Origin of the sequence: Pseudomonas sp. V98_8 (genome assembly GCF_029967975.1) — a bacterium.
Classification (GTDB): domain Bacteria; phylum Pseudomonadota; class Gammaproteobacteria; order Pseudomonadales; family Pseudomonadaceae; genus Aquipseudomonas; species Aquipseudomonas umsongensis.
Genome location: NZ_JASCAE010000086.1, coordinates 16,412 through 42,507 on the forward strand (window position 1 = coordinate 16,412; position 26,096 = coordinate 42,507).

The window sequence follows — 26,096 nt, forward strand, 5'->3', positions numbered from 1 at the left end:
TTGACCGCCGATAAATTTCCTGAGGACACAGAACATGAGCAATATCCCTGCCGACCTGCGTTTTGCCGAGAGTCACGAATGGGCTCGCCTGGAAGCCGATGGCACCGTCACCGTGGGCATCAGCGATCACGCGCAGGAAGCGCTGGGTGATGTGGTGTTCGTTGAGCTGACCGAAGTTGGCAACGTGTTTGCCGCTGAAGATCAGGCCGGTGTCGTTGAGTCGGTAAAGGCAGCTTCCGATATCTACTCTCCGATTGCCGGTGAAGTGATCGCCGTCAACGAAGCACTGAGCAGTGAGCCTGAGCTGCTCAACTCCGACCCGTACGGCGCGTGGATCTTCAAGCTCAAGCCAAGCAACACGGCTGACCTGGACAAGCTGCTTGATGCGGCAGGTTACAAGGCCGCCATCGGCGAGTAAGCCTTCAGCGTTACCCCAAAGCCCCGACCTGTCGGGGCTTTTTTGCTTCTGGCGATTTTCCCCCTGTAGGAGCGAGCACGCTCGCGATAGTCGTCAACGATGACGCTGGAAGCCTGACACCCCGCGGTGTTCTCAGGTTCATCGCGAGCATGCTCGCTCCTACATGAGTTCGGGTCTGGCATCGACTGCTATGCTGGTTTGACCGAGTTGCATCGACGCTGAGCGCCAGCCAAGAGAGAGCCCGTCATGTCCCAGTTGCCGTCCCTGAGCCAGTTACGCGACCCCAATGCCTTTCTTCGCCGCCACCTTGGGCCTGATGCCGCCGAGCAACAAGCGATGCTCGACAGCCTTGGCCTCGGTAGCCGGGTCGAGTTGATCGAGCAGACGGTACCGCCGGGAATCCGCCTGAACCGACCACTCGACCTGCCGCCAGCGCTCGACGAAGAAGCCGCACTGGCCAAGCTGCGCGGTTACGCCGAGCAGAATCAGGTCTGGACCAGCCTGATCGGCATGGGCTATCACGGCACGCTGACACCCGCCGTCATCCTGCGCAACGTCCTGGAAAATCCCGGCTGGTACACCGCGTACACGCCCTATCAACCGGAAATTGCCCAAGGCCGGCTTGAAGCGCTGTTGAATTTCCAGCAGTTGACCATCGACCTCACGGGCCTTGAACTGGCCAACGCCTCGCTGCTGGATGAAGCCACCGCGGCCGCGGAAGCCATGGCCCTGGCCAAGCGGGTTGCCAAGTCGAAAAGCAATCTGTTCTTTGTTGACGAAAACTGCCATCCGCAGACCATTTCCGTGGTGCAGACCCGTGCCGAAGGCTTCGGGTTCGAGCTCATCGTTGACGCTGTGGATAACTTGAAGCAGCACCAGGTATTTGGTGCACTGCTGCAATATCCCGACACCCACGGCGAGATCCGTAATCTACGTCCGCTGATTGATCATCTGCATGCCCAGCAGGCGTTGGCCTGTGTGGACACTGATCTGCTGAGCCTGCTGCTGCTCACCCCGCCGGGGGAGCTGGGTGCCGACGTGGTGTTCGGTTCATCCCAGCGTTTTGGCGTACCCATGGGTTACGGCGGCCCTCACGCGGCTTTTTTCGCCAGCCGTGACGAGTACAAGCGGGCGATTCCCGGCCGCATCATCGGCGTGTCAAAAGACGCCCGCAGCAACGTTGCCCTGCGCATGGCCCTGCAAACCCGCGAGCAGCATATCCGTCGTGAAAAGGCCAACTCGAACATCTGCACCGCTCAAGTGCTGCTGGCCAATATCGCCAGCTTCTACGCGGTTTATCACGGCCCCGAAGGGCTGAAACGGATTGCCCAGCGCGTCCACCGTCTGACCTGCATCCTTGCCGCGGGCCTTGAGCGCAAAGGCATTACCCGTCTCAACCAACACTTCTTCGACACCCTGACCCTGGAGGTCGGTGGCACCCAGACCGCGATCATTGAAAGCGCCCAGGCCGCGCAGATCAACCTGCGCATTCTGGGGCGTGGGCGATTGGGTATGAGCCTCGACGAAACCTGCGATGAAACCACGGTGGCGAAACTGTTCGACCTGTTCCTGGGGGCCGATCATGGGCTTAACGTCGACGATCTGGACGCAGAAACCCTGGATGGCGGCATTCCCGACACGCTGGCACGAACCTCGCCCTATCTGCGCCATCCGGTGTTTAACGCCCACCACAGCGAAACCGAGATGCTACGCTACCTCAAGCAACTGGAGAACAAGGATCTGGCGCTCAATCAATCGATGATCCCGCTGGGCTCGTGCACCATGAAGCTCAACGCCACCAGCGAGATGATTCCGATTACCTGGCCGCAGTTCGCCAACCTGCATCCGTTTGCGCCCAGAGAACAGGCCCTCGGTTATTCATTGATGATCGAAGAACTGGAACGCTGGCTTTGCGCGATTACCGGTTTCGATGCGATCTGCATGCAGCCCAACTCCGGGGCCCAAGGCGAATATGCCGGGCTGCTGGCGATTCGCAAATACCACGAGAGCCGCCAGCAGGGCGGGCGGGATGTCTGCCTGATTCCTTCCTCGGCCCACGGCACCAATCCGGCCTCGGCGCAGATGGCCGGAATGCGCGTGGTGATCGTCGAATGTGACGAGGCGGGCAACGTCGATCTGGAGGACCTGAAAGACAAGGCCGCCCAGGCCGGGGATAAGCTGGCGTGCCTGATGGCGACTTATCCATCGACCCACGGCGTGTATGAAGAAGGCATCAGCGAAATCTGTGAAGTTATCCACAGCCACGGCGGCCAGGTGTACATGGACGGCGCGAACCTCAACGCCCAGGTCGGGCTGGCGCGCCCGGCGGACATTGGTGCCGATGTGTCACACATGAACCTGCACAAGACCTTCTGCATTCCCCATGGCGGCGGCGGGCCGGGCATGGGGCCGATTGGCGTGCGCGCCCACCTGGCGCCGTTCGTGGCCAATCATCCGGTCGTGCCTATCGATGGGCCGCAGCCACAGAATGGCGCGGTCAGTGCGGCGCCCTGGGGCAGTGCCAGCATCCTGCCGATCAGCTGGATGTACATCGCCATGATGGGGCCGCAATTGGCCGACGCCAGTGAAGTGGCGATCCTGGCGGCCAATTACCTGGCGCGCCACCTGTCCGGCGCGTTTCCAATCCTCTACACAGGTCGCAACGAGCGAGTGGCCCACGAATGCATTCTCGACCTGCGACCCCTCAAGGCGCTGACCGGCATCAGCGAAGAGGACGTTGCCAAGCGCCTGATGGACTACGGCTTCCATGCACCCACCATGTCGTTCCCGGTGCCGGGGACGTTGATGGTCGAGCCCACCGAAAGCGAGTCGAAGGCAGAGCTGGACCGTTTTATCGGCGCGATGCTGAGCATCCGCGCGGAAATTACCGAGGTGCAGAACGGCAACTGGCCAGCCGAGGACAACCCGTTGAAGCGAGCGCCGCATACGCTGGCGGACATCACTGGCGTGTGGGAACGGCCTTACAGCATCGTGCAGGCGGTTACACCGGATGCTCACACCAAGGCGCACAAATATTGGCCGGCGGTGAACCGGGTGGACAATGTCTACGGTGACCGGAATCTGTTTTGTGCGTGTGTGCCGCTGGATGAGTACCGTTAGGCAAGATCAAAAGATCGCAGCCTGCGGCAGCTCCTACATGGTAATGCGATCCCCCGTAGGAGCTGCCGCAGGCTGCGATCTTTGCTTTTAAACGTCCATAAAAAATGCCGCTCATGTGAGCGGCATTTTTCGTTCGGCAACCTGGCTTATTCCGAAGCCACGGCATTCTTCGCCAGGATCGCGTTAGCCAGTTCCATATCCGTGGCCTGCAAGCCTGGGTTGTCGGCGCGGACTTTCTGCATTGCCGCTTCCAGGTAAGGGCCGCGGATGCTGCCGTCACTGGCCACAAAGCTGCCGGCATCGTCCTGGGCCGCGACGATCATCTTGTTATCCTTGAACGTCAGGTAGGTCGAGCCGGTGGTTGCACCGGAGGTAAGGACGTTACGCCAAAAGCTATCAGCCATCGCCGAGCCGACAGGCAGGGACAACAAGGCGATGGTAGCGACAGCAACTTTGAAACGCATGATGGGTGACTCCACTGATTAACTGCGATGTTGGATTGTCGACCCCCAATCGAGTTCCGTAACGGCCCACCTACTTCTGCTCGCTCTGCGGAGTCACCCGCAACACCTCCTCAATCGTCGTCAGGCCCGCCGCCACTTTCTGCGCCCCCGACAGTCGCAGGCTGCGCATGCCCTCCTTGAACGCCTGGCGCCGCACCGCCAGCAAGTCAGTGTCGGGATTGATCAGCGCCTTCAAGCCGTCGCTCAATTGCATGATTTCGTACACCCCGGCACGACCGTGGTAGCCGGTATCGCGGCATTCCAGGCAGCCAATGGCGCGCTGGGCGTTGCCAGGCAAGGGGGCCTGCCAGGGCCGGGTCAGGGATTGCCAGTCTTCCTCGTCCAGGGTTTGCGGTGCCTTGCAGTGTGGGCACAGGGTGCGCACCAGGCGTTGGGCCATCACGCCGAGTACGGTGGCCTTGATCAGGTAGTGCGGCACGCCCAGTTCCAGCAAACGGCTGATGGCGCTGGGTGCATCGTTGGTGTGCAGCGTCGATAACACCAGATGCCCGGTGAGGGCCGCCTGGATGGCCATCTCGGCGGTTTCCAGGTCGCGGATCTCGCCGATCATGATGATGTCCGGGTCTTGCCGCATCAGCGCCCGGACACCGGCGGCGAAAGTCAGGTCGATGTTGTGCTGGACCTGCATCTGGTTGAACGCCGGCTCGACCATTTCTATCGGGTCTTCGATGGTGCAGAGGTTGACTTGCGGCGTCGCCAGCTTTTTCAATGTGGTGTAGAGCGTAGTGGTCTTGCCCGACCCGGTCGGCCCGGTGACCAGGATGATGCCATTGGGCTGGCGGGTCATGTCCTGCCAGCGCCGCAGGTCGTCGGCGGAAAAACCCAACTGATCGAAATCCTTGAGCAGCACTTCCGGGTCAAAGATCCGCATGACCATTTTTTCGCCGAAGGCCGTGGGCAAGGTCGAGAGCCGCAACTCGACTTCTCCACCCTCCGGAGTCTTGGTTTTCACCCGGCCGTCCTGGGGTTTGCGTTTCTCCGCGACGTTCATTCGCCCGAGGCTTTTGAGGCGACTGACGATGGCCATGGTCACCTGGGGCGGGAATTGGTAGACGTTGTGCAATACGCCGTCGATGCGAAAGCGCACCGTGCCCTGTTCGCGCCGGGGCTCGATGTGGATATCGCTGGCGCGCTGCTGGAAGGCGTACTGGAACAGCCAGTCGACGATATTGACGATGTGCGCGTCGTTGGCGTCGGGTTCCTGGTCGCTGGCGCCGAGGTTGAGCAACTGCTCGAAATTGCCCAGGTGGCTGACCTGCTGATCGGCGCTGTTCGCGCCGCTGACCGATTTGGCCAGGCGAAAGAATTCCACGCTGAAACGCTGGATGTCCACCGGGTTGGCCACCACGCGCTTGATCGGCAACTTCAGCACGTGGGCCAGGTCTGCTTCCCAACCGGTTACATAAGGCTGGGCGCTGGCGATGGTTACTGCGTCGCGATCGACCGACACCGCGAGAATCTTGTGGCGCTGGGCGAAGGCGTAGGACATCAACGGCGTCACGGCCGCGACGTTGATTTTCAGCGGATCGATCCGTAGGTAAGGCTGGCCCGCCTGCTGGGACAGCCACAGGGTCAGGCTTTCAAGGTCGAGGTGCTTGCCCGGACGGCTTAGGTCGACCAGGTGTTGGCTGGCGATGAACTCCAGCGGGTGCATCTGGCCATCGGCGGCGTGACGGCGTCGGGCGTTCAACGCCTGTTCGGCCGAGTCCTGGCTGACAAAGCCCTGGGCGACCAGTTCACGCAGCACATCATTGAGGTCCAGCCAGCGGTCCTGAAGGGCGATTTGAACGGACATGCGGGCTCCTTTTGAAAACAGTGCGCAAAGGATAGTCGTGACCCTGCAGGCCGTTGGGCCACTACCCGACGAAGCCGTATCGGGTTTTTTCAGCCCGCCGCCAGAACCGCTTCTCCCCAGGCGCAATCCGCCGCTTGCAGATCGACCGAACAGACGCTGATCAGGTTGCGCAGTTTTTGTGCAATCACCTGGGCGCGATGCCAGCTCAAGCCGTCGACGACCACATCGATGGCCAGCAAATCGTCGTGACGCTGCACCTGCACCTGCTGCGGTGTCAGGCACTGCAAGGCGAACAGGTTGAGCGCGCGGCACAACAGGTCCGGTTCGGCCTCGGCGAGCAATTGATAGTGGACGCGGCAATGTGTGTTGCCGGCATTCCAGGCATCGGCGCGGGTTAGCGAGGTATTCACGGCTTCCAGGTAAGGCATGCTCGATCTCCAATCTGATTGGAGAAATTTTTACATTCGTCGGCGGGTATTTCTTATCTATGATTGGACATATACCAGTTATGTCGAATTAAGTAATTCGTAAGATCATCAGTTGAAGGTTTTTTTATGCATAGCGAGTTGGACAGCTACGACCGTAGGATTCTCGCCTTGCTGCAGGAGGATGCTTCGCTTTCAAGCGCGCAGATCGCCGAACAGGTGGGGCTTTCGCAGTCACCCTGCTGGCGGCGGATTCAGCGTATGAAAGAGGAGGGGATCATTCGCGGCCAGGTCACCTTGCTTGACCGCAAGAAAATCGGCCTGAACACGCAGATTTTTGCGCAGGTAAAACTCAACGCCCATGGCCGCTCGAACTTCACCGAGTTCACCGAGGCTATTCGAGGTTTTCCTGAAGTATTGGAGTGCTACGTGCTGATGGGGGCGGTGGACTTCATGTTGCGGATTGTCGCAGCGGACATCGAGGCGTATGAGCGGTTCTTCTTTGAGAAGCTGTCGCTGGTGCCGGGGATTCAGGAGGTGAACTCGATCGTGGCGTTGTCGGAGATCAAATCGACGACGAGTTTGCCGGTGTTGCGGTAAAGCAAAAGATCGCAGCCTGCGGCAGCTCCTACAGGGGTACACAATTCTATGTAGGAGCTGCCGAAGGCTGCGATCTTTTAGCGGTGTTACAGACGCAGAAGCATCTTCCAGGCACGATTCTGATAAACCGCGATCGCCTGTTGCTTGCGCGCATCCAGGGTTTCGTCGGTGATCGGCTCGTTGGCCAGTTGCGCCAGCTTGTTCAACTCGCCGTAGAGGCGATCCATTTCCGGGATCTCCAGCACGTTGCGTGCGTGGTGCAACCAGACCTGAATGCGCTCGATACGCGGCAGTTGCTCAGCCAGGTCTTCCGGCTGTTGCTGGTAGCGCTGCAATTGCAGCGAGGTGGCTTCCTCGCCCAGCAGGCGCGGCAGCCAGCTGCCCAGTTGCGCGGCGCCCTGGCGATTGCCCCGGGTATTACGCTCGGCGGTCCAGGTGCGGGCCAGCAACCAACGCGAGGTGTTCAGGGAGAACAGGCCCCAACGCGGGTCTTCGAGTTCTTCGAGGAACTGCTCCGGCGCGGCTTTGCGAACGTCTTCATCGTCCAGGCCGGCCTGTACCAGCGGGCGCCAGTCTTCCAGCAGGGCGTCGAGGGCGACACGCAAATCGTGGGTCGACTGGCGTGGTGCGGCTTGACCGAGGCTGCTGATCAGCGCGCGCATTTCAGCCAGGTTCTCGACCCAGTCCTGCAACAGGCGCCAGTGGCCATTGAAACGATACTGCTCGGCCAGGCGCTGGCTGCTGCCCAGCAAGTGCCAGCTGAGTGCGGCGAAGGCGTCGTCCAGTGGCGTTTCGGCGCTGATCTGCGGTGCCGGCAGGCTCAAGGAGTAACTGTGGGCGTCGTACAGGCGATAGCCACGTTCGGCCTTGCTGATGTCGCATGGCATCAGCGCCAGTTTTTCCGCCAGTTCGGCAGCCAGCTCCAGCAGCGCAGCGGGTTCGCCTTCGCGCAATTCCAGTTCCAGTTCGCAGATTTCTTCTTTCTGCTTGCCGACCACCACGTGGCCCAGGTCCAGTGCCGCTTCGATGACCACTTTGGTCTTGCCGCGGCCCCAGGCGATTTCCGCGCGCTCGCGGACGAAATCGGTGGTGAAGATGGCTTTCAGGGTTTTCTTGTCCAGTTCGGCCAGTTCTTCGGGCCAGCATTCGCCGTCCAGTTTTTTCAGGTCGAGCTTGGCTTTGGGCAGGTTCCAGTCGTATTCGTTACGTACGGACAGGCCAGCGACGCTTTGGCCGCGGGTCTTGAGGGTCTGGATCACGTCTTCGCCATCCTTGCGCAGGCGCAGGGCGACTTTGGCCCGGGCCAGGTCACGCTCAGGGGTGTCGAAGTATTGATTCATCAACTCACGGCGTTCCCAGCCACTTTTGTTGCGTTTTTTCAGTAACGGGTGCTCGCGCAGGGCGGCGAGGGTTTCGCGGCTGACGCGGAGCTTGATTTCGGTTTCTTTCTGCATGGCCGGAAAATCCAGGATCGGGAGCGCAGCCGGGGGAAAAGGTGGCTGCCAAGGTCGTGCAGTGTACAGGACTCAACCTGCCTACGCCGTGCGACGGTTTATTCCTGTCACCGGATGGCTCTATGATGGACTTCAATTCGGGAGTTGGAGTCAGCGATGCCTTTGCCGTCCATGAAAGATCAGTTCGCTGCACTGATCGCTGCGCCATCCGTCAGCTGCACCCAGCCAAGCCTCGATCAATCCAATCGTCCGGTGATCGACCTGCTGGCCGCCTGGCTCGGCGATCTGGGTTTTGCCTGCGACATCCAGCAGGTCAGCCCCGGCAAATTCAACCTGCTGGCCAGTTTTGGCAGTGGCCCCGGTGGGCTCGTGCTGGCCGGTCACAGTGATACGGTGCCGTTCGATGGCGCGTTGTGGCAGACCGACCCCCTGAAGCTGACTGAGGTCGACGGCCGCTGGGTCGGCCTGGGCAGTTGCGACATGAAGGGGTTTTTCGCCCTGGCCATCGAAGCCGTCCGGCCGCTGCTCGACCAACCGTTCAAGCAGCCGCTGCTGATCCTTGCCACCTGCGATGAAGAAAGCTCGATGTCCGGCGCCCGGGCACTGGCCCAGGCGGGACGGCCGCTGGGACGTGCGGCCGTGATCGGGGAGCCGACCGGGCTCAAACCGATCCGCATGCACAAAGGCATCATGATGGAGCGCATCGATATCCTCGGGCAGAGCGGCCACTCCTCGGACCCGCGCCTGGGGCACAGCGCACTCGAAGCCATGCACGATGCCATCGGTGAACTGCGCGGCTTGCGCCTGTTGTGGCAGCGTGAATTCCGTAATCCACAGTTCAGCGTGCCGATGCCGACCATGAACTTCGGCTGCATCCATGGTGGCGACAACCCCAACCGCATCTGCGGCCAGTGTTCGCTGGAGTTCGATCTGCGGCCATTGCCGGGTATGGATCCCAAGATCCTGCGAGCCGATATTTCGCAGAAGCTCAGGGCGATTGCCGAGCGGCACCAGGTAAAAATCGATTACGCACCGCTGTTCCCCGAAGTGCCTCCTTTCGAGCAGGCTGAGGATGCAGAACTGGTGCGCATTGCCGAAAAGCTCACCGGCCATGGCGCCGAAGCAGTGGCATTTGGCACCGAAGCGCCTTATCTTCAGCGACTTGGCTGCGAAACACTGGTGCTTGGCCCGGGCGATATCGCCTGTGCCCACCAACCGGGGGAATTCCTCGAAATGTCACGTTTGCAGCCTACGGTGCATCTATTACGACAGTTGATTGAACATTACTGCCTGACGCCGGCCAAAACGCCTATGCCAGTCAGTTGAGCGCACTCTTGCAGGAGCTGCGTCCCAACCCGGATTCATGAGGAGAGCACGCGTGTCGCCAAGCCTGTTCCGACGATAACCATCAGCCCGCTGTGCGTTTTCTGTTCCGCCCTTTTTTCGGCTGCTATTTATTACAGGCCCAGGTTCATGCCCGAATACGTCAATTGGCTTCGTCACGCTTCGCCCTACATCAACGCCCACCGCGATTGCACCTTTGTCGTCATGCTGCCCGGCGATGGCGTTGAGCACCCGAACTTCGGCAACATCGTCCACGACCTGGTGTTGTTGCACAGCCTGGGCGTGCGCCTGGTGCTGGTGCACGGTTCGCGCCCGCAAATCGAAGCGCGCCTCGAGTCTCGCGGCCTGACCCCGCATTACCACCATGGAATGCGCATCACCGATGCGGCAACCCTGGAGTGCGTGATCGATGCGGTCGGCCAACTGCGCATCGCCATCGAAGCACGGCTGTCCATGGACATGGCGTCTTCGCCGATGCAGGGCTCGCGCCTGCGGGTGGCCAGCGGCAACCTGGTGACGGCGCGGCCCATCGGCGTGCTTGAAGGTGTCGACTATCACCACACCGGTGAAGTGCGTCGGGTTGACCGCAAGGGCATCAATCGCTTGCTGGACGAGCGCTCCATCGTGCTTTTGTCGCCACTGGGTTATTCGCCGACCGGCGAAATTTTCAACCTCGCTTGTGAAGATGTCGCCACGCGCGCGGCCATCGACCTGGGCGCGGACAAACTGCTGCTGTTTGGCGCCGACCTTGGTTTGATCGATGAACACGGCAGGCTGGTACGCGAACTGCGTCCGCAGCAGGTGCCGGCGCATCTGCAGCGTCTGGGCAGCAATTACCAGGCCGAGCTGCTGGATGCCGCCGCTGAAGCCTGCCGAGGCGGCGTGGCTCGCAGCCATATCGTCAGCTACGCCGAAGACGGTGCGCTGCTGACCGAACTCTTCACCCGTGACGGTGGCGGTACGCTGGTGGCCCAGGAGCAATTCGAGGTGGTGCGCGAAGCGGCCATCGAAGACGTCGGCGGCTTGCTGGACTTGATCAGCCCGCTGGAAGAGCAGGGCATCCTGGTGCGCCGCTCGCGCGAAGTACTCGAGCGTGAGATCGAGCAGTTCAGCGTGGTCGAGCGTGAGGGCATGATCATCGCCTGCGCGGCGCTGTATCAGATCGCCGATTCCGATGCCGGAGAGTTGGCGTGCCTGGCGGTGAACCCGGAGTACCGTCATGGCGGTCGCGGCGATGAGCTTCTCGAGCGCATTGAAACCCGTGCACGGGCCCAGGGGTTGAAAACCTTGTTCGTCCTCACCACGCGCACGGCTCACTGGTTCCGCGAGCGTGGCTTCGTGCCGAGCAGCGTCGATCGCCTGCCGTCGGCACGGGCGTCGCTGTACAACTACCAGCGTAACTCGAAGATCTTCGAAAAAGCCCTGTAAAGCGAGGGCCCTTGATCGTGGATCGTTCCCACGCTCCGCGTGGGAATGCAGCCCGGGACGCTCTGCGTCCCATCAAGAGCCGAACGCGGAGCGTCCGTTGAGGCATACCCACGCGGAGCGTGGGAACGATCAAGGGTAGGGGGCATTATTCCTGCACGAACTTCGCGCTGACATACGGCGAATAGTCCGGCAGCACCGTTTCAACCTTCCCCTGTTCCTTCAAGAACTTCGCCGTCTCGCCAATCGCTTGCGCCGTACCGCCGGCCAACAGGGCGCTGGTCTGTTGTGCCTTGGCATCCGGGAACGCGGACCCGGCCAGCAATTCCGGCACATCGGCTGCATTGGCACCGGTCAATTTGGCGATTTTCTGCACCGGTACCGAATCCGCGGTCCAGCTGGCCTTATGCGCCGCATAGTCGGCAAATGAGTCGAGGGTAACCTTGGCGAACCGGGCGATGACCTCTGGGTGCTTCTCGGCGTAATCCTTGCGCGCTACCCAGACTTCGAAGGTCGGTGCACCCCATTGGCCGACTTGCGCAGCATCGGTCAAGGTCTTGCCGGTCTTGCGAATTTCCCCCAGGGCTGGTGACCACACAAATGCGCCATCAATGTCTCCACGCTTCCAGGCGGCGGCGATTTCTGCCGGTTGCAGGTTCACCACTTTGACTTTCGATGCGTCCAGACCCCAGTGCTTCAGCGCACCCAACAGGCTGTAGTGGGATGTGGAAACGAACGGCGTGGCGATGGTCTTGCCGATCAGATCTTGCGGTTTTTCGATACCACTGCCATTGCGCACCACCAAGGCTTCGGCGGCATTGATCTGTGCGGAAACAAGGAACGCGACGATCGGCAGATTGCGCGAAGCCGCGGCGGCCAGTGGGCTGGAGCCGAGGTTGCCGATCTGCACGTCGCCGGAAGCAATGGCGGTGACCACTTCCGGGCCACTGTTGAAGCGCCGCCAGTCGATTTTCTCGCCAATGGTTTTTTCATAAAGGCCATCGGCCTGGGGGACTTTGCTCGGATCGATCCCGGTCTGGTAGCCAACCGTGAGGTTTGCCGCATGGGCGGAAAAAGAAAATGCGAGCGATACACAAACTGTAACAAATGGCTTGGATAGTGCGCGTCTGATCGACATGGCGTTGGCCTTTTTGAAAGGTTTTGTTTCGGAATTGCTTCCAAACCTAATCGATCTAAAAAACGCCTAATAAATACCATTTAGGAATTAGCTTATGAGCCGGAGGCTCTAGCCTGAGGAAAGGCAAAAAATGAGCGAAATTCCTAAACGGTATGAGAAAAGAATCCATTCAATCTTTTCAGGTTTATGACGAAATCATGACTGGCAAGGACCAAAAAATCGGGGATTAGACTATGGTCGTAGACACATGTAGTTACGATTGACTTGTGGGTCACGCTCTGGCGCTAATCGCGCATCTTAGATTCCAGGCATATGACCCGGAACCAGGACCAATAAGAATTAGAGACGAGAGGAGTTTAAACAATGAACAAGTCGACCTTGACCCTGGCCGTGGCCGTAGGGGTTCTGGCGCAGCAGGCAGGCGCCGCCGGTTTCATCGATGACAGCAAGGCTTCCGTTAGTTCGCGCACCTATTATTTCGACTCGGATAAGCGTGAAGGTCCCAGTACGCCTGCCAACAGGCAGCGTGAAGCGGCGGAAGGCCTGAAGTTCGATTACCAGTCGGGCTTCACCCAAGGCACAGTCGGCTTCGGTATCGACGCGCAGGCTCTGGTCGGCATCCATCTGGACGGCGGCAAGGGCCATCACCCGGACAACAACTCCTTCTCCCCTAGCGATTCCGATGGTTCGGCAGAGAGTTCGTGGAGCCGTTTGGCGGGTAACGTCAAGGCGCGCTTCTCTAAGACCGAGGCCCACCTCGGTGGTGCCTTGCAACCCAACATGCCGATCCTGATCGCGAACGACAGTCGCGTACTGCCACAAACCTTTGAAGGTGGCACCATCACCTCGAAGGAAATCGACAACGTCACCTTCAACGTCGGTCAGTTGGAGCACGCGACAGGTCGCGCCTCCTCGAACAGCACTGGCCTGTCTGTGGCTGGCGCTACCCAGGACAGCAACCAGTTCCGTTACGCCGGTGCTGACTGGAAGGTCACCAAGGACCTGTTGCTGCAGTACTACTACGCGAACCTGGAAGACTTCTACAAGCAGAACTTCCTCGGCCTGGTGCACGTTTACCCGATCGGCACCAACCAATCGTTCAAGACTGACATTCGCTACTTCGACAGCAGCTCTGACGGCAAGAACGGCCAGGCCGGTTACCGGTTCAACAACAACAACGGCTATGCAAAGACCCCGGGCGAGGTTGATAACAAAACCTGGAGCGCCACGTTCACCTACACCCTGGGTGGCAGTGCATTCCTGCTTGGGCATCAGCGTGTCAACGATGACGGCGGTTTCGTCTTCCTGAACCAGGCCAACGTTGTCGATGGCAACGGTCGCAACGAAGGTGCCGGCGGCGCCAGCTTCTACTCGTTCACCGACGCCACCGTCGGCAGCTTTATCCGTGCCGGTGAAAACACCACCTACGGTCAGTACTCTTATGACTTCGCTTCGCTGGGCGTTCCCGGTTTGAAAGCGTCGGCTGCTTACCTGTACGGCCAGGACATCAAGGCCACCAACGGCGTGGGCAAGGACCTGAACGAGCGCGAGACTGACCTGCGTGTGGATTACGTGATTCAAACCGGTCCGCTTAAAGGCTTCGGTACGACGCTGCGTCACGGTATGTATCGTGGTAACACCAGTACCCTTGATGAAGACCAGACCCGTGTGATCTTCAACTACACCTACGCCTTCAAGTAAGCCGTAGCAAAAAGCCTCGTCGGCGGACGAGGCTTTTTTTCGCGTCTGTTTTCATATTCCATAAACGATGCCTTCGATGATTTTTTATTCTTTTTAGCTTTGTTCTGAAGCGCTTAGAGTAGGGCCATCCGATACGCACCGTAAGCTTCGGATCGACGCTTCAAATCCCCGAACAGCCCAATTTCCAGAAGTCGGTTTTGTCACCGTGACCTCTTGGGTCCGTGCTGTCGGGGCATATTCCTAAATGTGATTAAAATTCTTTTTGCAATTCTTTTTAGGATTATGAAGGAGTATTCTGCGCGACCCAAAAAAACGACCGATCCAGACGGTCGCGGATCCAGGGCATTCGACCCGGGACCAGGAATTAGAAAACGATAGGAGCGAAACAATGAACAAGTCCAACCTGGCCGTGGCAGTGGCCGTAGGGGTTTTGGCGCAGCAAGCAAGTGCCGCCGGTTTCATCGAAGACAGCAAGGCAACGTTGGGGCTGCGCAATTTCTATATCAACACCGACTATCGCGACGGCGCTGCTCAGCCGAACAAGAACGAAGAATGGGGCCAAGGCTTCGACCTGCGTTTCATCTCCGGCTACACCCAAGGCACTGTCGGCTTCGGTATCGATGCGATCGGCCTGTTGGGCGTGAAGCTGGATTCGGGCGGCGGCACTAATGGCAACGTTAACGCCAATGGCACCCCTGGTAACGCTTATGGCGGCACTGTGTTCCCGAGCAAGTCCAACGGCGAAGCGGTTGATAACTTCTCCAGCCTGGGCCTGACGGCCAAAGCCAAGATCTCCCAGACTGAACTGAAACTGGGTACCTTGCAGCCAAAACTGCCGGTGATCGTCACCAACGATGGTCGTCTGCTGCCGCAAACTTTTCAGGGTGGTCAGATCACCTCTGGCGATATCAAAGACCTGACACTGGTCGGTGGTCAGATCGAGCACGCCAAAGGTCGTAACTCCAGCAACAACGAAGAGTTGTCGATCGCTGGTGCCAACGGTCGTACTGCGGCTGGCCGCGACAGCAACAAATTCTATTACGGTGGCGGTGACTACAAAATCACCAAAGACCTGACTGCGCAGTACTACTACGGCAATTTGGAAGATTTCTACAAGCAGCATTTCCTGGGCCTGGTTCACAACTGGGCAATCGGCCCGGGCGTTCTGAAATCCGACCTGCGCTACTTCAATAGCCGGGATGACGGTGCCAACGGTCACGACGTGAACTTCTTCACTTCTGGCAACTACAATGCGCCGAGCGGTAAAGGCAAGGTCGACAACAACCTGTATAGCGGTCTGTTCCTGTACACCGTTGAAGGTCACACCTTCGGTGGCGGTTACCAGGTCAGCAACGGCAGCAGCGACTTCCCGTACCTGAACCAGGGCGACGGCGCATCGGCCTACATCATCACCGACTCGCAAATCCAGAAGTTCGCCCGTGCCGGCGAGAAAACCTGGCAAGCACGTTACTCGTTCGATTTCGCCAAGGTCGGCGTACCTGGCCTGACGGCGGGTTTGGTGTACCTGCATGGTGACGACATCGATACCGTCAACGCTGCCGGTCGTGAAGCGGCGAGCGGCGCTTCCGAGTGGGAACGCGACCTGACCGTGGGTTACGTCGTTCAGTCCGGTGCGTTGAAAAACCTCGGCGTGCAGTGGAGAAACGCTACCTGGCGCACCGATCTGCCGAACACTCGTTCCCAGGACGAGAACCGCCTGATCGTCAGCTACTCGATCCCGCTGTTGTAATAGCGTGTGGGGGCGAGCCTGCTCGCGAAAACGGTGTGTCATTCAGCAGGTTTGTGGCTGACACGACGTCTTCGCGAGCAGGCTCGCTCCTACAGGGTAACCGACGCAAAAAAAGCCCCGCCCGGCATCACGCCGGGTGGGGCTTTTGCGTTTTCGAGGCGGGCTCACCCCCGTAAACCGGCCTCGTATTTCCCCTCTTTTACAGCAACTCAAGGCCTTCTCGAACCTTGGGGCCGATGTTGGGGGCGATGGGTTCGTGCGTCCAGTGAAGAGATGTTTAATATTCCTTTAGGATCTAAATAAATCAATATTTATTCTTTTTAATGAATAAAAAAAGCAGGCACAGTTGAACTCAACCAGCACTCACCAGGAGCAGCACCATGAGTATCAGACTGGGCGATATCGCCCCGGATTTCGAACAGGATTCCAGCGCCGGTACCATCCGGTTTCACCAGTGGCTGGGCGATAGCTGGGGTGTGCTGTTTTCCCATCCGGCCGACTTCACGCCGGTGTGCACCACCGAGCTGGGTTTTACGGCGAAGTTGAAAGACGAATTCGCCAAGCGTGGGGTCAAGGCCATCGCGCTGTCCGTCGACCCGGTGGAATCGCACCACAGGTGGATCGAAGACATCAACGAAACCCAGGGCACCGTGGTCAACTTCCCGATTCTCGACGACGCCGACCGCAAGGTCTCGGACCTGTACGACCTGATCCATCCCAACGCCAACGACACCTTGACGGTGCGCTCGCTGTTCGTGATCGACCCGAACAAAAAGGTACGGTTGACCATCACCTACCCGGCGAGCACCGGTCGCAACTTCCATGAAATCCTGCGAGTGATCGATTCGCTGCAACTGACCGACAACCACAAGGTGGCCACCCCGGCCAACTGGCAGGACGGTGATGAGGTGGTGATCGTGCCGTCGCTCAAGGATGAAGATGAACTCAGGCAGCGCTTTCCCAAGGGCTATCGAGCCGTTAAGCCGTACTTGCGCCTGACACCGCAGCCGAATCGGTAGCCCGGACAAGATCACTCCCACGCAGAGCGTGGGAACGATCTCATAGAACACAAAGCAGGGGGTTTTCGGGCCGTTTCGACGGCCTTTTTTTCGTCTCGACGAATCCGAAGTTATATCGCTAAAACGAATAACTAAATGAATAAATATGATTTATGGATATATAAATCACCTGTTAAGGTCACTCTATCAAAGCGAGATCGCAAACCGCGAATCGCTAACACCGCTCAAGGAATCGTCTGAATGTTGGTCGTCTCACTCGGTGGCAGTCCCAGCCAGCGCTCCCGTTCCGGGGTGTTGCTGGAGCGCTCCCAGCGTTGGTTGCAAGGGCAGGGCGTGGAAGTGGTGAGCTACCAGGTGCGGGACTTCCCGGCCGAAGACTTGCTGCATGCACGCTTCGACAGTCCTAAGGTGATCAACCTGCTTCAACAGATTGAAAGCGCCGATGGCCTGCTGATCGCCACGCCGGTCTACAAGGCTTCTTTCTCAGGTGCGTTGAAAACCGTGCTGGATCTGCTGCCCGAGCGCGCCCTGGCGCATAAAGTGGTGTTGCCCATGGCAACCGGGGGCAGCATTGCCCACATGCTGGCGGTGGATTACGCACTCAAGCCGGTATTGTCGGCATTGAAGGCCCAGGAGCTGCTCCAGGGGATTTTCGCCGTCGACAGCCAGATCGCTTACGGCGAAGGCAGTGCGCAGGCACAGTTGGCGCCGGAGCTGGAGCAAAGATTGAACGAGTCGCTGGAATTGTTTTTCAGCGCCATGGCGCGACGGCCCAAGCCGCTCGACCCGCAGCTATTGAATGATCGTTTGTTGAGTGCTCGCTGGAGCATCTGAGCTCCACTGAACATAAGCCCCATTCCAAATTGATGTACTCGCCTTACTCGCCCGCTAACGGGCAAGCAGGTGCAGCCAAAAACCCAACTGCAAAAAGGAGAGCGCCATGCGCCCTGTCATTTTGCGTCGTGGTCTGGTCGCTCTGTTTGCTGCGGCTGTCACCTTCGGCGCCATTACTCAAGCTCAGGCCGAGACGCTTCGTATCGGTTACCAGAAATACGGCACCCTGGTGCTGCTCAAAGCCAAGGGCACTCTGGAAAAACGCCTTGCCGCCCAAGGCGTGGACGTGCAATGGACTGAATTCCCCGGTGGTCCGCAACTGCTCGAAGGCCTGAACGTCGGCTCCATCGACTTCGGTGTCACTGGCGAAACCCCGCCAGTGTTCGCCCAGGCCGCGGGCGCGGACCTGCTTTACGTCGCCTACGAACCGCCAGCACCGCACAGTGAAGCGATCCTGGTGCCGAAGGACTCGCCGATCAAATCGGTGAAGGACCTCAAGGGCAAGAAAGTCGTCCTGAACAAAGGCTCCAATGTGCATTACTTGCTGGTTCGCGCCCTGGAAGACGCCGGCCTCAAGTACAGCGATATCCAGACCGTATTCCTGCCGCCGGCTGATGCCCGCGCCGCGTTCGAGCGTGGCAGCGTCGATGCCTGGGTCATCTGGGACCCGTACCAGGCTGCCGCCGAACAGCAGCTGCAGGCCCATACCCTGCGCGATGGCCAGGGCATCGTGGATAACCACCAGTTCTACCTCGCCACCAAGCCCTATGCGCAGAAAAACCCTGAGGTGATCAAGACCCTCGTGGAAGAAGTGCGCGCAGTCGGTGAATGGTCCAAGGCCAATCCGGACGATGTGACCCAACAGGTTTCTCCACTGCTTGGCCTGCCAGCGGACATCACCCTGACGTCCGTGAAACGCCAGGGCTACGGCGCGTTGTTCCTGACCCCGGAAGTGGTCGCCGCGCAACAGAAAATCGCCGACAGCTTCTACCAGCTCAAGCTGATTCCCAAGCCTTTGAGCATCAAAGACGTGATCTGGACGCCGCCGGCGGCCGTTGCCAAAGCACAGTAATCGATTTCCTAAGGAGACCACTCCATGAGCCTCAATATCTTCTGGTTCCTGCCTACCCACGGCGACGGCCATTACCTTGGCACCGCCGAAGGCGCTCGCGCCGTCGATCACGGTTACCTGCAACAAGTCGCGCAAGCGGCGGATCGCCTGGGCTTTGGCGGCGTGCTGATTCCCACCGGTCGTTCCTGCGAAGACTCGTGGCTGGTGGCCGCGTCGCTGATTCCAGTGACCCAGCGTTTGAAATTTCTTGTCGCACTGCGCCCCGGGATCATTTCCCCGACGGTGGCGGCGCGTCAGGCGGCGACCCTGGATCGTTTGTCCGGTGGGCGTGCACTGTTCAACCTGGTGACAGGCGGTGATCCGGAAGAATTGGCCGGCGACGGTTTGTTCCTGACCCACGAAGAGCGCTATCAGGCCTCGGTGGAATTCACCCGCATCTGGCGTCGGGTGCTGGAAGGCGAAACCGTCGATTACGATGGTCAGCACATCAGCGTGAAGGGCGCCAAGTTGCTCTATCCGCCGATCCAGCAACCGCGTCCGCCGCTGTACTTCGGCGGCTCGTCGGAAGCGGCCCAGGATCTGGCGGCGGAGCAGGTCGAAATGGTCCTGACCTGGGGCGAGCCGCCGGCCGCCGTGGCGGAAAAAATCGCCCAGGTGCGCGCCAAGGCCGCCAAGCTCGGGCGCACTGTGCGCTTCGGTATTCGCCTGCATGTGATCGTGCGCGAAACCAATGCCCAGGCGTGGCAAGCGGCGGACCGACTGATCTCGCACCTGGACGACGACACCATCGCACGTGCCCAGGCTTCGCTGGCGCGCTTCGACTCGGTTGGCCAGCAACGCATGGCGGCTCTGCACGGCGGCAGTCGCGATAACCTGGAAGTCAGTCCCAACCTGTGGGCCGGTGTCGGCCTGGTGCGCGGCGGTGCCGGCACGGCGCTGGTGGGTGATGGTCCAACCGTGGCTGCCCGTGTAAAGGAGTACGCGGACCTGGGTATCGATACCTTTATCTTCTCTGGTTATCCACACCTAGAAGAGTCGTATCGCGTTGCCGAACTGCTGTTCCCGCACCTGGACATCGAGCGTCCCGAGTTGCCGAAAAGCGCCGGTTACGTCAGCCCGTTTGGCGAGATGGTTGCTAACGACATTCTCCCTAAAGCTGCGTCCCAGAGCTGAGGCGCGCCATGAAGAAAGTCATTCACAGCCTTGCGCCATGGGCATTACCGGTCTTGCTGGTAGCGGTGTGGCAGTTGTCGGTGTCGGCGGGCTGGTTGTCGACGCGGATTCTGCCTGCGCCCATTGCCGTGATCGAAGCCGGGGTGAGCCTGGTCAGCAGTGGTGAAATCTGGACGCACCTGGCTATCAGCGGTTGGCGCGCGGCGCTGGGTTTCGCCATTGGCGGCGGTATCGGCCTGACCCTGGGCTTTATCACCGGCCTGTCGAAATGGGGCGAGCGCCTGCTCGACAGCTCGGTGCAGATGATCCGCAACGTGCCGCACTTGGCGCTGATTCCCTTGGTGATCCTGTGGTTCGGCATCGACGAATCGGCGAAGATTTTCCTGGTGGCCCTGGGCACCTTGTTCCCGATCTACCTCAACACCTATCACGGCATCCGCAACGTCGACCCGGCGTTGGTGGAAATGTCGCGCAGCTACGGTCTGTCGGGTTTCAGCCTGTTCCGCCAGGTGATTCTGCCGGGGGCCTTGCCTTCGATCCTGGTCGGTGTGCGCTTTGCCCTGGGCTTCATGTGGCTGACGCTGATCGTCGCCGAAACCATCTCCGCCAGCTCCGGCATCGGCTACCTGGCGATGAACGCCCGGGAGTTCCTGCAGACCGACGTGGTGGTGCTGGCGATTCTGCTGTACGCGGTGCTCGGCAAACTGGCCGACCTCGCGGCCCGTGGACTTGAACGCGTATGGCTGCGCTGGCATCCGGCCTATCAGGTCGTCAAGGGAGGTGCCGCATGACTGCCCAACAACCTCCCCGCCTGCTGCGCGGAATCCCGCTGGCGGTGCGCAAGCTGCAAAAAACCTTCGGCTCGCGGCAGGTGCTGCGTGAGATAGACCTGCACATTCCGGCCGGTCAGTTCGTCGCGGTAGTCGGTCGCAGCGGCTGTGGCAAAAGTACCTTGCTGCGCTTGCTTGCTGGCCTCGACAAACCTACGGCTGGCGAATTGCTCGCCGGCGCCGCGCCGCTGAGCGAGGCGCGGGAAGACACCCGGCTGATGTTTCAGGAAGCGCGGCTGCTGCCGTGGAAAAAAATCATCGACAACGTTGGCCTCGGTCTCAAGGGCAACTGGCGTGGGCAAGCGCTGCAAGCCCTGGAAGCAGTCGGCCTGGCGGATCGCGCCAACGAGTGGCCGGCGGCTTTGTCCGGAGGGCAGAAGCAACGTGTGGCGTTGGCTCGCGCACTGATCCATCAACCGCGGCTGCTGTTGCTCGACGAGCCATTGGGTGCGCTGGATGCCCTGACCCGAATTGAAATGCAGCAGCTGATTGAACGGCTCTGGCAACAGCACGGCTTCACGGTGTTGCTGGTCACCCACGACGTCAGCGAAGCGGTGGCGATCGCCGATCGGGTGATCCTGATCGAAGACGGTGAAGTCGGCCTCGACCTGCACGTGGAACTGCCGCGCCCTCGGGTCCGCGGCTCCCATCGGCTGGCGGCGCTGGAAACCGAAGTGCTCAACCGCGTGCTGTCACTGCCGGGGCAACCACCGGAGCCGGAACCTGTTTCACCCTTGCCTACGCAGTTGCGTTGGGCTCAATAACTCAAGCCTCAATCAACGACAGGAATCAACATCATGACTATCAAGGCCATCAACGTACGCAACCAGTTCAAAGGCTCCATCAAGGAAATCGTACTCGGCGACGTGCTGTCGGAAATCGATGTGCAGACCGCTTCCGGCATCGTCACCTCGGTGATCACCACGCGTTCGGTGAAAGAGCTGGAACTGGTGGTGGGCAGCGAAGTGATCGCGTTCGTGAAATCCACCGAGGTGTCGATCGCCAAGTTGTGATTCACAGGCATAAACAACCCGAAGGGTTTAGGCTCTTCGGGTTTTTTATGCCTGTGAATCAGTCGGTGCGGCGGTGTGGCATTCGCGAGCAAGCCCGCTCCCACAGGGGAATGCATTCCAATTGTGGGAGCGGGCTTGCTCGCGAAGAGGTCAGTGAAACCAATAAAGAATCAGGCAGGAACAGCACGTTTTGGCAGGTACGGCGGCAGATACAGCCCCAGATACGCATCGAACACCCGCATCCCTTCCTCAGCCATGCGCGGCGTGATCTGCCCGTGCTGCTGCACCGAGCGCGCATAAACCCGGTCCCCGAGTTCCATGGCCAGGGCAAACACATCGACATCGTCCGGCAACCTTGGCAGCTCGAAATGGTGATCGAACAGCTTGTGCATCAGGTCGCCCAACTCAATGTCGTGCTGGCGGTCGGCCTGGGTGACTTCGGTCAGGCCGTGCTGGGCCAGAATCAATTGGCGGGCCGCGGCGTCTTCGCTGTAGATCTCAAGCATCCGTTGTTCCACCAGTCGCGACAGGTCACGCCACCCACTCAATGCGTCATGGTCGATAGGTGCCTGCAGGCAGGCGCGGAAGGCCGCGTGGACGTCGGCCGTCAGCGCCTCCAGCAGGGACGGGACGCTGGCGAAGAAGTGGTAGACGGAGGAGGGCGGGATTTGCGCGCGTTCGGCGACACTGTAGATCGACAGACTGGCCACGCCCTCGGCGGCCAGCAGCGTGCGGGCGGCATCGAGTATCGAATCGATCCGGGCCTGGCTGCGTGCACGGGGTTTGCGAACGGTGGCGGTGCGCGTCATTGGAGTCTCCTGCGGGGCAGGGGGCATTGTACGAGCAGGGTTTGATGTTGTCTGCCTGGACGCCTTCGCGAGCAGGCTCGCTCCCACAAGGATTGCCTGTGTTCACGAAAATGATGTTCGCTGAAACTTACTGTGGGAGCGAGCCTGCTCGCGAACCGCCGCAGGCGGCCATAAAAAAACGCCGCTGGCTGTGAGGCCGGCGGCGTTTCTTGTTCACTGCAACCACTTACACGGTATGCAGGTACCAGTTGTACTCGAGGTCGGAGATGGAGTGTTCGAACTCTTCCAGCTCGCTCTCTTTACAGGCCACGAAGATATCGATGTATTTCGGATCGATGTACTTGGCCATGACTTCGCTGTCGTCCAGCTCGCGCAACGCATCACGCAAGTTGTTCGGCAGGCTCTGCTCGTTCTGCTCGTAGCTGTTGCCTTCCACCGGAGCGCCCGGCTCGATCTTGTTGACCAGGCCGTGATGCACGCCAGCCAAAACAGAAGCCATCAACAGGTACGGGTTGGCATCGGCGCCGGCCACGCGGTGTTCGATACGTACGGCATCGGCGGAGCCGGTTGGTACGCGAATCGCTACGGTGCGGTTGTCCAGGCCCCAGCACGGCGAGTTCGGCACATAGAACTGCGCGCCGAAACGACGGTAGGAGTTGACGTTCGGGCAGAGGAAAGCCATCTGCGCCGGTAGGGTCTCGAGCACACCGCCGATCGCGTGACGCAGCGCGGCGTTCTGCTCGGGATCCTCACTGGCAAAAATATTCTTGCCGTCTTTGTCGAGAATCGAAATGTGCACGTGCAGACCGTTACCCGCCTGGCCTGGGTAAGGCTTGGCCATGAAGGTGGTGTCCATTTCATGGTCGTAGGCGATGTTCTTGATCAGGCGCTTGAGCAGCACTGCGTAGTCGCAGGCCTTGATCGGGTCGGCCACGTGGTGCAGGTTCACTTCGAACTGCGCCGGGGCACTTTCCTTGACGATGGCGTCGGCAGGGATGCCTTGCTCTTTCGCACCTTCCAGAATGTCCTGGAGGCAGTCGACGTATTCGTCGAGGTCGTCGATCAGGTAGACCTGTGTGGAGTGCGGGCGTTTACCGGAAACCGGCGAGCGAGGCGGTTGTGGACGACCGTTCACGTTCTCCTGGTCGATCAGGTAGAACTCCAGTTCGAACGCGGCGCAGATGGTCAGGCCCATTTCGTCGAACTTGCGCACCACATTGGCCAGCACTTCGCGCGGGTCGGCGAAGAATGGCTCGCCTTCGAGTTCGTGCATGGTCATCAGCAATTGCGCGGTCGGGCGCTTTTGCCATGGCTCGTTGCACAGGGTATCGGGGATTGGATAGCAGATTCGGTCAGCATCACCGATGTCCAGGCCCAGGCCGGTGCTTTCCACCGTAGAGCCATTGATATCCAGAGCAAATAGAGAGGCCGGCAGGTTGATGCCTTTCTCGTAAACCTTGTGGAGGCTGGTGCGTTCGATGCGCTTGCCGCGCACCACACCATTCATATCCGCAATCAGAAGGTCAACGTACAGAACCTCAGGATGTTCCTTAAGGAACGCGTTCGCTTCGTTAAGCTGAACGGCACGCGGGGGTACCGACATGATGCAACACCTTTGTTGTTAAAAATATCAATCATTGATCTTTTCGGATTCCAGTCAACCCGAACGGCATGCCGAAGTCAAGCGAGGCCTTTTTTGCCCTAAAAAAGCGCTCGCATGGCTTTTTTGAGGCTCTTTGGGGCGTTTTCATCCCCCGAAGCCGTTTGACGCCCGCAGGCTTGAGCGGGCCGTGTTGTATTTTTTACGGGGGTGTTGTGTAAAAAAATGAACAAGGCTAAGCTCGAATCAAACCCATAACAGCAATAATACCGGGGTGCTTCATGTATCGCCTGCCGATAATCGGCGTCACCGCCTGCTCTTCGCAGACCGGTCTGAATGCTTATCACATCAGTGGCGACATCTGCGTCAGCGCCAAGGTCGCAGCGGCTCCTGGCCTGTCGGCGATCTTCCCGTCCCTGGCGGATCAACCGCCTCTGTCCGATATTCTGGACGGCCTCGACGGCACACCCATTACGGTTACTCCATTCAATATAGAACCGATTCACAATAGCGGCTCGGCCTTTGTGCAGGGCACCGCTCGTGATTCTGCACGCCTGGTATGTGCAGAAGTACACACAAGCACGATAGCCTGGCGCAAACTTGCATTTCAACGCGACGCCGATGCGTCAACTATCGCCTGACCTCAAGCGTCAGGGAACTCAAAGCCTAGAGGCATTTATGAGTAACAACCTCGACCAGCTCACCGATTGGTTGAAAGACCACAAGATCACAGAAGTCGAATGCATGATCGCCGACTTGACCGGGATTACCCGGGGCAAGATTTCGCCGACCAACAAATTCATCGCCGAAAAAGGCATGCGTCTGCCAGAAAGTGTGCTGCTGCAGACCGTGACCGGCGATTACGTCGAAGACGACATCTATTACGAGCTGCTCGACCCGGCCGACATCGACATGATCTGCCGCCCCGACCAGAACGCGGTGTTTCCGGTGCCATGGGCCATCGAACCGACCGCCATCGTCATCCACGATACCTATGACAAGCAGGGCAACCCGATCGAGCTGTCGCCGCGCAACGTGCTCAAGAAGGTCCTGAAACTCTATGCCGACAAAGGCTGGCAGCCGATCGTGGCGCCGGAAATGGAGTTCTACCTGACCAAGCGCAGCGACGACCCGGATTATCCGTTGCAGCCGCCGATCGGCCGCTCCGGGCGTCCGGAAATCGGTCGCCAGTCGTTCTCCATCGAGGCGGCGAACGAATTCGATCCGTTGTTCGAGGACGTCTATGACTGGTGCGAATTGCAGGAACTGGACCTCGACACGCTGATCCACGAAGACGGCACGGCGCAGATGGAAATCAACTTCCGTCATGGCGATGCCCTGTCCCTGGCGGACCAGATCCTGGTGTTCAAGCGCACCATGCGCGAAGCCGCGCTCAAGCACGACGTGGCAGCGACCTTCATGGCCAAGCCGATGACCGGCGAACCGGGCAGTGCCATGCACCTGCACCAGAGCATCATCGACATCGAGACCGGGAAGAATATCTTCTCCAATGAAGACGGGACCATGAGCGAGCTGTTCCTGCAGCACATCGGTGGCCTGCAGAAATTGATTCCCGAGCTGCTGCCGCTGTTCGCCCCCAACGTCAACTCGTTCCGCCGGTTCCTGCCGGACACCTCGGCACCGGTGAACGTGGAATGGGGCGAAGAGAATCGCACCGTGGGCCTGCGGGTACCGGATGCCGGTCCACAAAACCGGCGCGTGGAAAACCGTCTGCCGGGTGCCGATGCCAACCCGTACCTGGCCATCGCCGCGAGCCTGCTGTGCGGTTATATCGGCATGGTCGAAGGCCTCAACCCGAGTGCGCCGGTGGTGGGTCGTGGCTATGAGCGCCGCAACCTGCGCCTGCCGCTGACCATCGAAGATGCGCTGGAACGCATGGAAAACAGCGCGACCATCGAGAAGTACCTGGGCAAAAATTTCATCACTGGCTACGTCGCGGTCAAGCGGGCCGAGCATGAAAACTTCAAGCGCGTGATCAGTTCGTGGGAACGGGAATTCCTGCTTTTTGCCGTCTGACGCGCCGTGCGCCGC

General features: G+C 59.6%; 22 protein-coding genes and 1 pseudogene. 16 read left to right on the top strand and 7 right to left on the bottom strand.

What is annotated here, in order from left to right:
- Window positions 1-34 precede the first annotated feature (34 nt).
- Both gcvH and gcvP read left to right on the top strand, forming a co-directional pair.
- Entirely contained in the window at window positions 35-418 is a 384-nt protein-coding gene (gene gcvH / locus QLG10_RS27080; RefSeq protein ID WP_110747987.1) for a glycine cleavage system protein GcvH, read from the top strand.
- Between the two features lie 246 nt (window positions 419-664).
- A complete protein-coding gene (gene gcvP / locus QLG10_RS27085) occupies window positions 665-3,538 on the top strand; it encodes an aminomethyl-transferring glycine dehydrogenase (protein ID WP_282488324.1) in 2,874 nt (957 codons plus the stop codon).
- Between the two features lie 146 nt (window positions 3,539-3,684).
- Here the strand turns inward: gcvP and QLG10_RS27090 are convergent, their stop codons facing one another.
- The 3 genes from QLG10_RS27090 to QLG10_RS27100 form a co-directional block, all read right to left on the bottom strand.
- A complete protein-coding gene (locus tag QLG10_RS27090) occupies window positions 3,685-4,002 on the bottom strand; it encodes a DUF2388 domain-containing protein (protein WP_020797281.1) in 318 nt (105 codons plus the stop codon).
- Between the two features lie 70 nt (window positions 4,003-4,072).
- A complete protein-coding gene (locus tag QLG10_RS27095) occupies window positions 4,073-5,857 on the bottom strand; it encodes a type II/IV secretion system protein (RefSeq protein WP_282488325.1) in 1,785 nt (594 codons plus the stop codon).
- Window positions 5,858-5,946: 89 nt separating this feature from the next.
- A complete protein-coding gene (locus tag QLG10_RS27100) occupies window positions 5,947-6,285 on the bottom strand; it encodes a hypothetical protein (protein ID WP_020797283.1) in 339 nt (112 codons plus the stop codon).
- Between the two features lie 126 nt (window positions 6,286-6,411).
- Here QLG10_RS27100 and QLG10_RS27105 point away from each other — a divergent pair, with 126 nt between their 5' ends.
- Window positions 6,412-6,882 carry an Lrp/AsnC family transcriptional regulator gene (locus tag QLG10_RS27105; protein WP_110747974.1) on the top strand — a complete coding sequence of 157 codons (471 nt, stop codon included), beginning with the start codon at window positions 6,412-6,414 and terminating at the stop codon, window positions 6,880-6,882.
- A gap of 86 nt (window positions 6,883-6,968) precedes the next feature.
- Here QLG10_RS27105 and QLG10_RS27110 read toward each other — a convergent pair whose 3' ends face one another.
- Window positions 6,969-8,336 carry a CYTH domain-containing protein gene (locus tag QLG10_RS27110; RefSeq protein ID WP_282488326.1) on the bottom strand — a complete coding sequence of 456 codons (1,368 nt, stop codon included), beginning with the start codon at window positions 8,334-8,336 and terminating at the stop codon, window positions 6,969-6,971.
- Between the two features lie 156 nt (window positions 8,337-8,492).
- Here QLG10_RS27110 and argE point away from each other — a divergent pair, with 156 nt between their 5' ends.
- Window positions 8,493-9,662 carry an acetylornithine deacetylase gene (gene argE / locus QLG10_RS27115; protein ID WP_188263406.1) on the top strand — a complete coding sequence of 390 codons (1,170 nt, stop codon included), beginning with the start codon at window positions 8,493-8,495 and terminating at the stop codon, window positions 9,660-9,662.
- Between the two features lie 147 nt (window positions 9,663-9,809).
- Window positions 9,810-11,108, top strand: a complete 1,299-nt coding sequence (argA, locus tag QLG10_RS27120) for an amino-acid N-acetyltransferase (protein WP_020797287.1) — start codon at window positions 9,810-9,812, stop codon at window positions 11,106-11,108.
- A 145-nt stretch (window positions 11,109-11,253) separates the two neighbouring features.
- On the opposite strand, the gene tauA is transcribed toward argA, so the two are convergent.
- Window positions 11,254-12,243 carry a taurine ABC transporter substrate-binding protein gene (gene tauA, locus QLG10_RS27125; protein ID WP_110747967.1) on the bottom strand — a complete coding sequence of 330 codons (990 nt, stop codon included), beginning with the start codon at window positions 12,241-12,243 and terminating at the stop codon, window positions 11,254-11,256.
- A gap of 363 nt (window positions 12,244-12,606) precedes the next feature.
- On the opposite strand from tauA, the gene QLG10_RS27130 reads away from it, so the two are divergent.
- From QLG10_RS27130 to QLG10_RS27170, 9 genes are all read left to right on the top strand, one after another.
- A complete protein-coding gene (locus QLG10_RS27130) occupies window positions 12,607-13,944 on the top strand; it encodes an OprD family outer membrane porin (protein ID WP_282488327.1) in 1,338 nt (445 codons plus the stop codon).
- Between the two features lie 388 nt (window positions 13,945-14,332).
- On the top strand, window positions 14,333-15,694 hold the full coding sequence (locus QLG10_RS27135; protein WP_282488328.1) for an OprD family porin: 1,362 nt from the start codon (window positions 14,333-14,335) through the stop codon (window positions 15,692-15,694).
- 380 nt (window positions 15,695-16,074) lie between these two features.
- Window positions 16,075-16,713, top strand: a complete 639-nt coding sequence (locus QLG10_RS27140) for a peroxiredoxin (RefSeq protein ID WP_282488329.1) — start codon at window positions 16,075-16,077, stop codon at window positions 16,711-16,713.
- 240 nt (window positions 16,714-16,953) lie between these two features.
- Window positions 16,954-17,547, top strand: a complete 594-nt coding sequence (ssuE, locus tag QLG10_RS27145) for an NADPH-dependent FMN reductase (protein ID WP_282488330.1) — start codon at window positions 16,954-16,956, stop codon at window positions 17,545-17,547.
- Window positions 17,548-17,653: 106 nt separating this feature from the next.
- On the top strand, window positions 17,654-18,619 hold the full coding sequence (locus tag QLG10_RS27150; protein ID WP_020797292.1) for a sulfonate ABC transporter substrate-binding protein: 966 nt from the start codon (window positions 17,654-17,656) through the stop codon (window positions 18,617-18,619).
- Between the two features lie 24 nt (window positions 18,620-18,643).
- On the top strand, window positions 18,644-19,792 hold the full coding sequence (gene ssuD, locus QLG10_RS27155; RefSeq protein WP_083349883.1) for an FMNH2-dependent alkanesulfonate monooxygenase: 1,149 nt from the start codon (window positions 18,644-18,646) through the stop codon (window positions 19,790-19,792).
- 8 nt (window positions 19,793-19,800) lie between these two features.
- Window positions 19,801-20,583, top strand: coding sequence for an aliphatic sulfonate ABC transporter permease SsuC (ssuC, locus tag QLG10_RS27160; protein ID WP_033045021.1), 783 nt, complete (start codon window positions 19,801-19,803; stop codon window positions 20,581-20,583).
- Window positions 20,580-21,386: an aliphatic sulfonates ABC transporter ATP-binding protein gene (ssuB, locus tag QLG10_RS27165; protein ID WP_110747953.1), complete on the top strand. Its 807-nt coding sequence runs from the start codon at window positions 20,580-20,582 to the stop codon at window positions 21,384-21,386. The genes ssuC and ssuB overlap by 4 nt, the downstream gene beginning before the upstream one ends.
- Before the next feature lie 33 nt (window positions 21,387-21,419).
- On the top strand, window positions 21,420-21,635 hold the full coding sequence (locus tag QLG10_RS27170; RefSeq protein WP_003229256.1) for a TOBE domain-containing protein: 216 nt from the start codon (window positions 21,420-21,422) through the stop codon (window positions 21,633-21,635).
- Between the two features lie 170 nt (window positions 21,636-21,805).
- Here the strand turns inward: QLG10_RS27170 and QLG10_RS27175 are convergent, their stop codons facing one another.
- Both QLG10_RS27175 and QLG10_RS27180 read right to left on the bottom strand, forming a co-directional pair.
- Window positions 21,806-22,444, bottom strand: a complete 639-nt coding sequence (locus QLG10_RS27175; protein ID WP_110747950.1) for a TetR/AcrR family transcriptional regulator — start codon at window positions 22,442-22,444, stop codon at window positions 21,806-21,808.
- A 226-nt stretch (window positions 22,445-22,670) separates the two neighbouring features.
- Window positions 22,671-24,047 (bottom strand): glutamine synthetase family protein, encoded by a 1,377-nt coding sequence (locus QLG10_RS27180; protein WP_015097275.1) that lies wholly within the window; start codon window positions 24,045-24,047, stop codon window positions 22,671-22,673.
- Window positions 24,048-24,325: 278 nt separating this feature from the next.
- On the opposite strand from QLG10_RS27180, the pseudogene QLG10_RS27185 reads away from it, so the two are divergent.
- Both QLG10_RS27185 and QLG10_RS27190 read left to right on the top strand, forming a co-directional pair.
- Window positions 24,326-24,598, top strand: a pseudogene (locus QLG10_RS27185) (gamma-glutamyl-gamma-aminobutyrate hydrolase family protein); the annotation flags it as partial.
- A gap of 124 nt (window positions 24,599-24,722) precedes the next feature.
- Window positions 24,723-26,081 carry a glutamine synthetase family protein gene (locus QLG10_RS27190; RefSeq protein WP_110747944.1) on the top strand — a complete coding sequence of 453 codons (1,359 nt, stop codon included), beginning with the start codon at window positions 24,723-24,725 and terminating at the stop codon, window positions 26,079-26,081.
- Window positions 26,082-26,096: the final 15 nt, after the last annotated feature.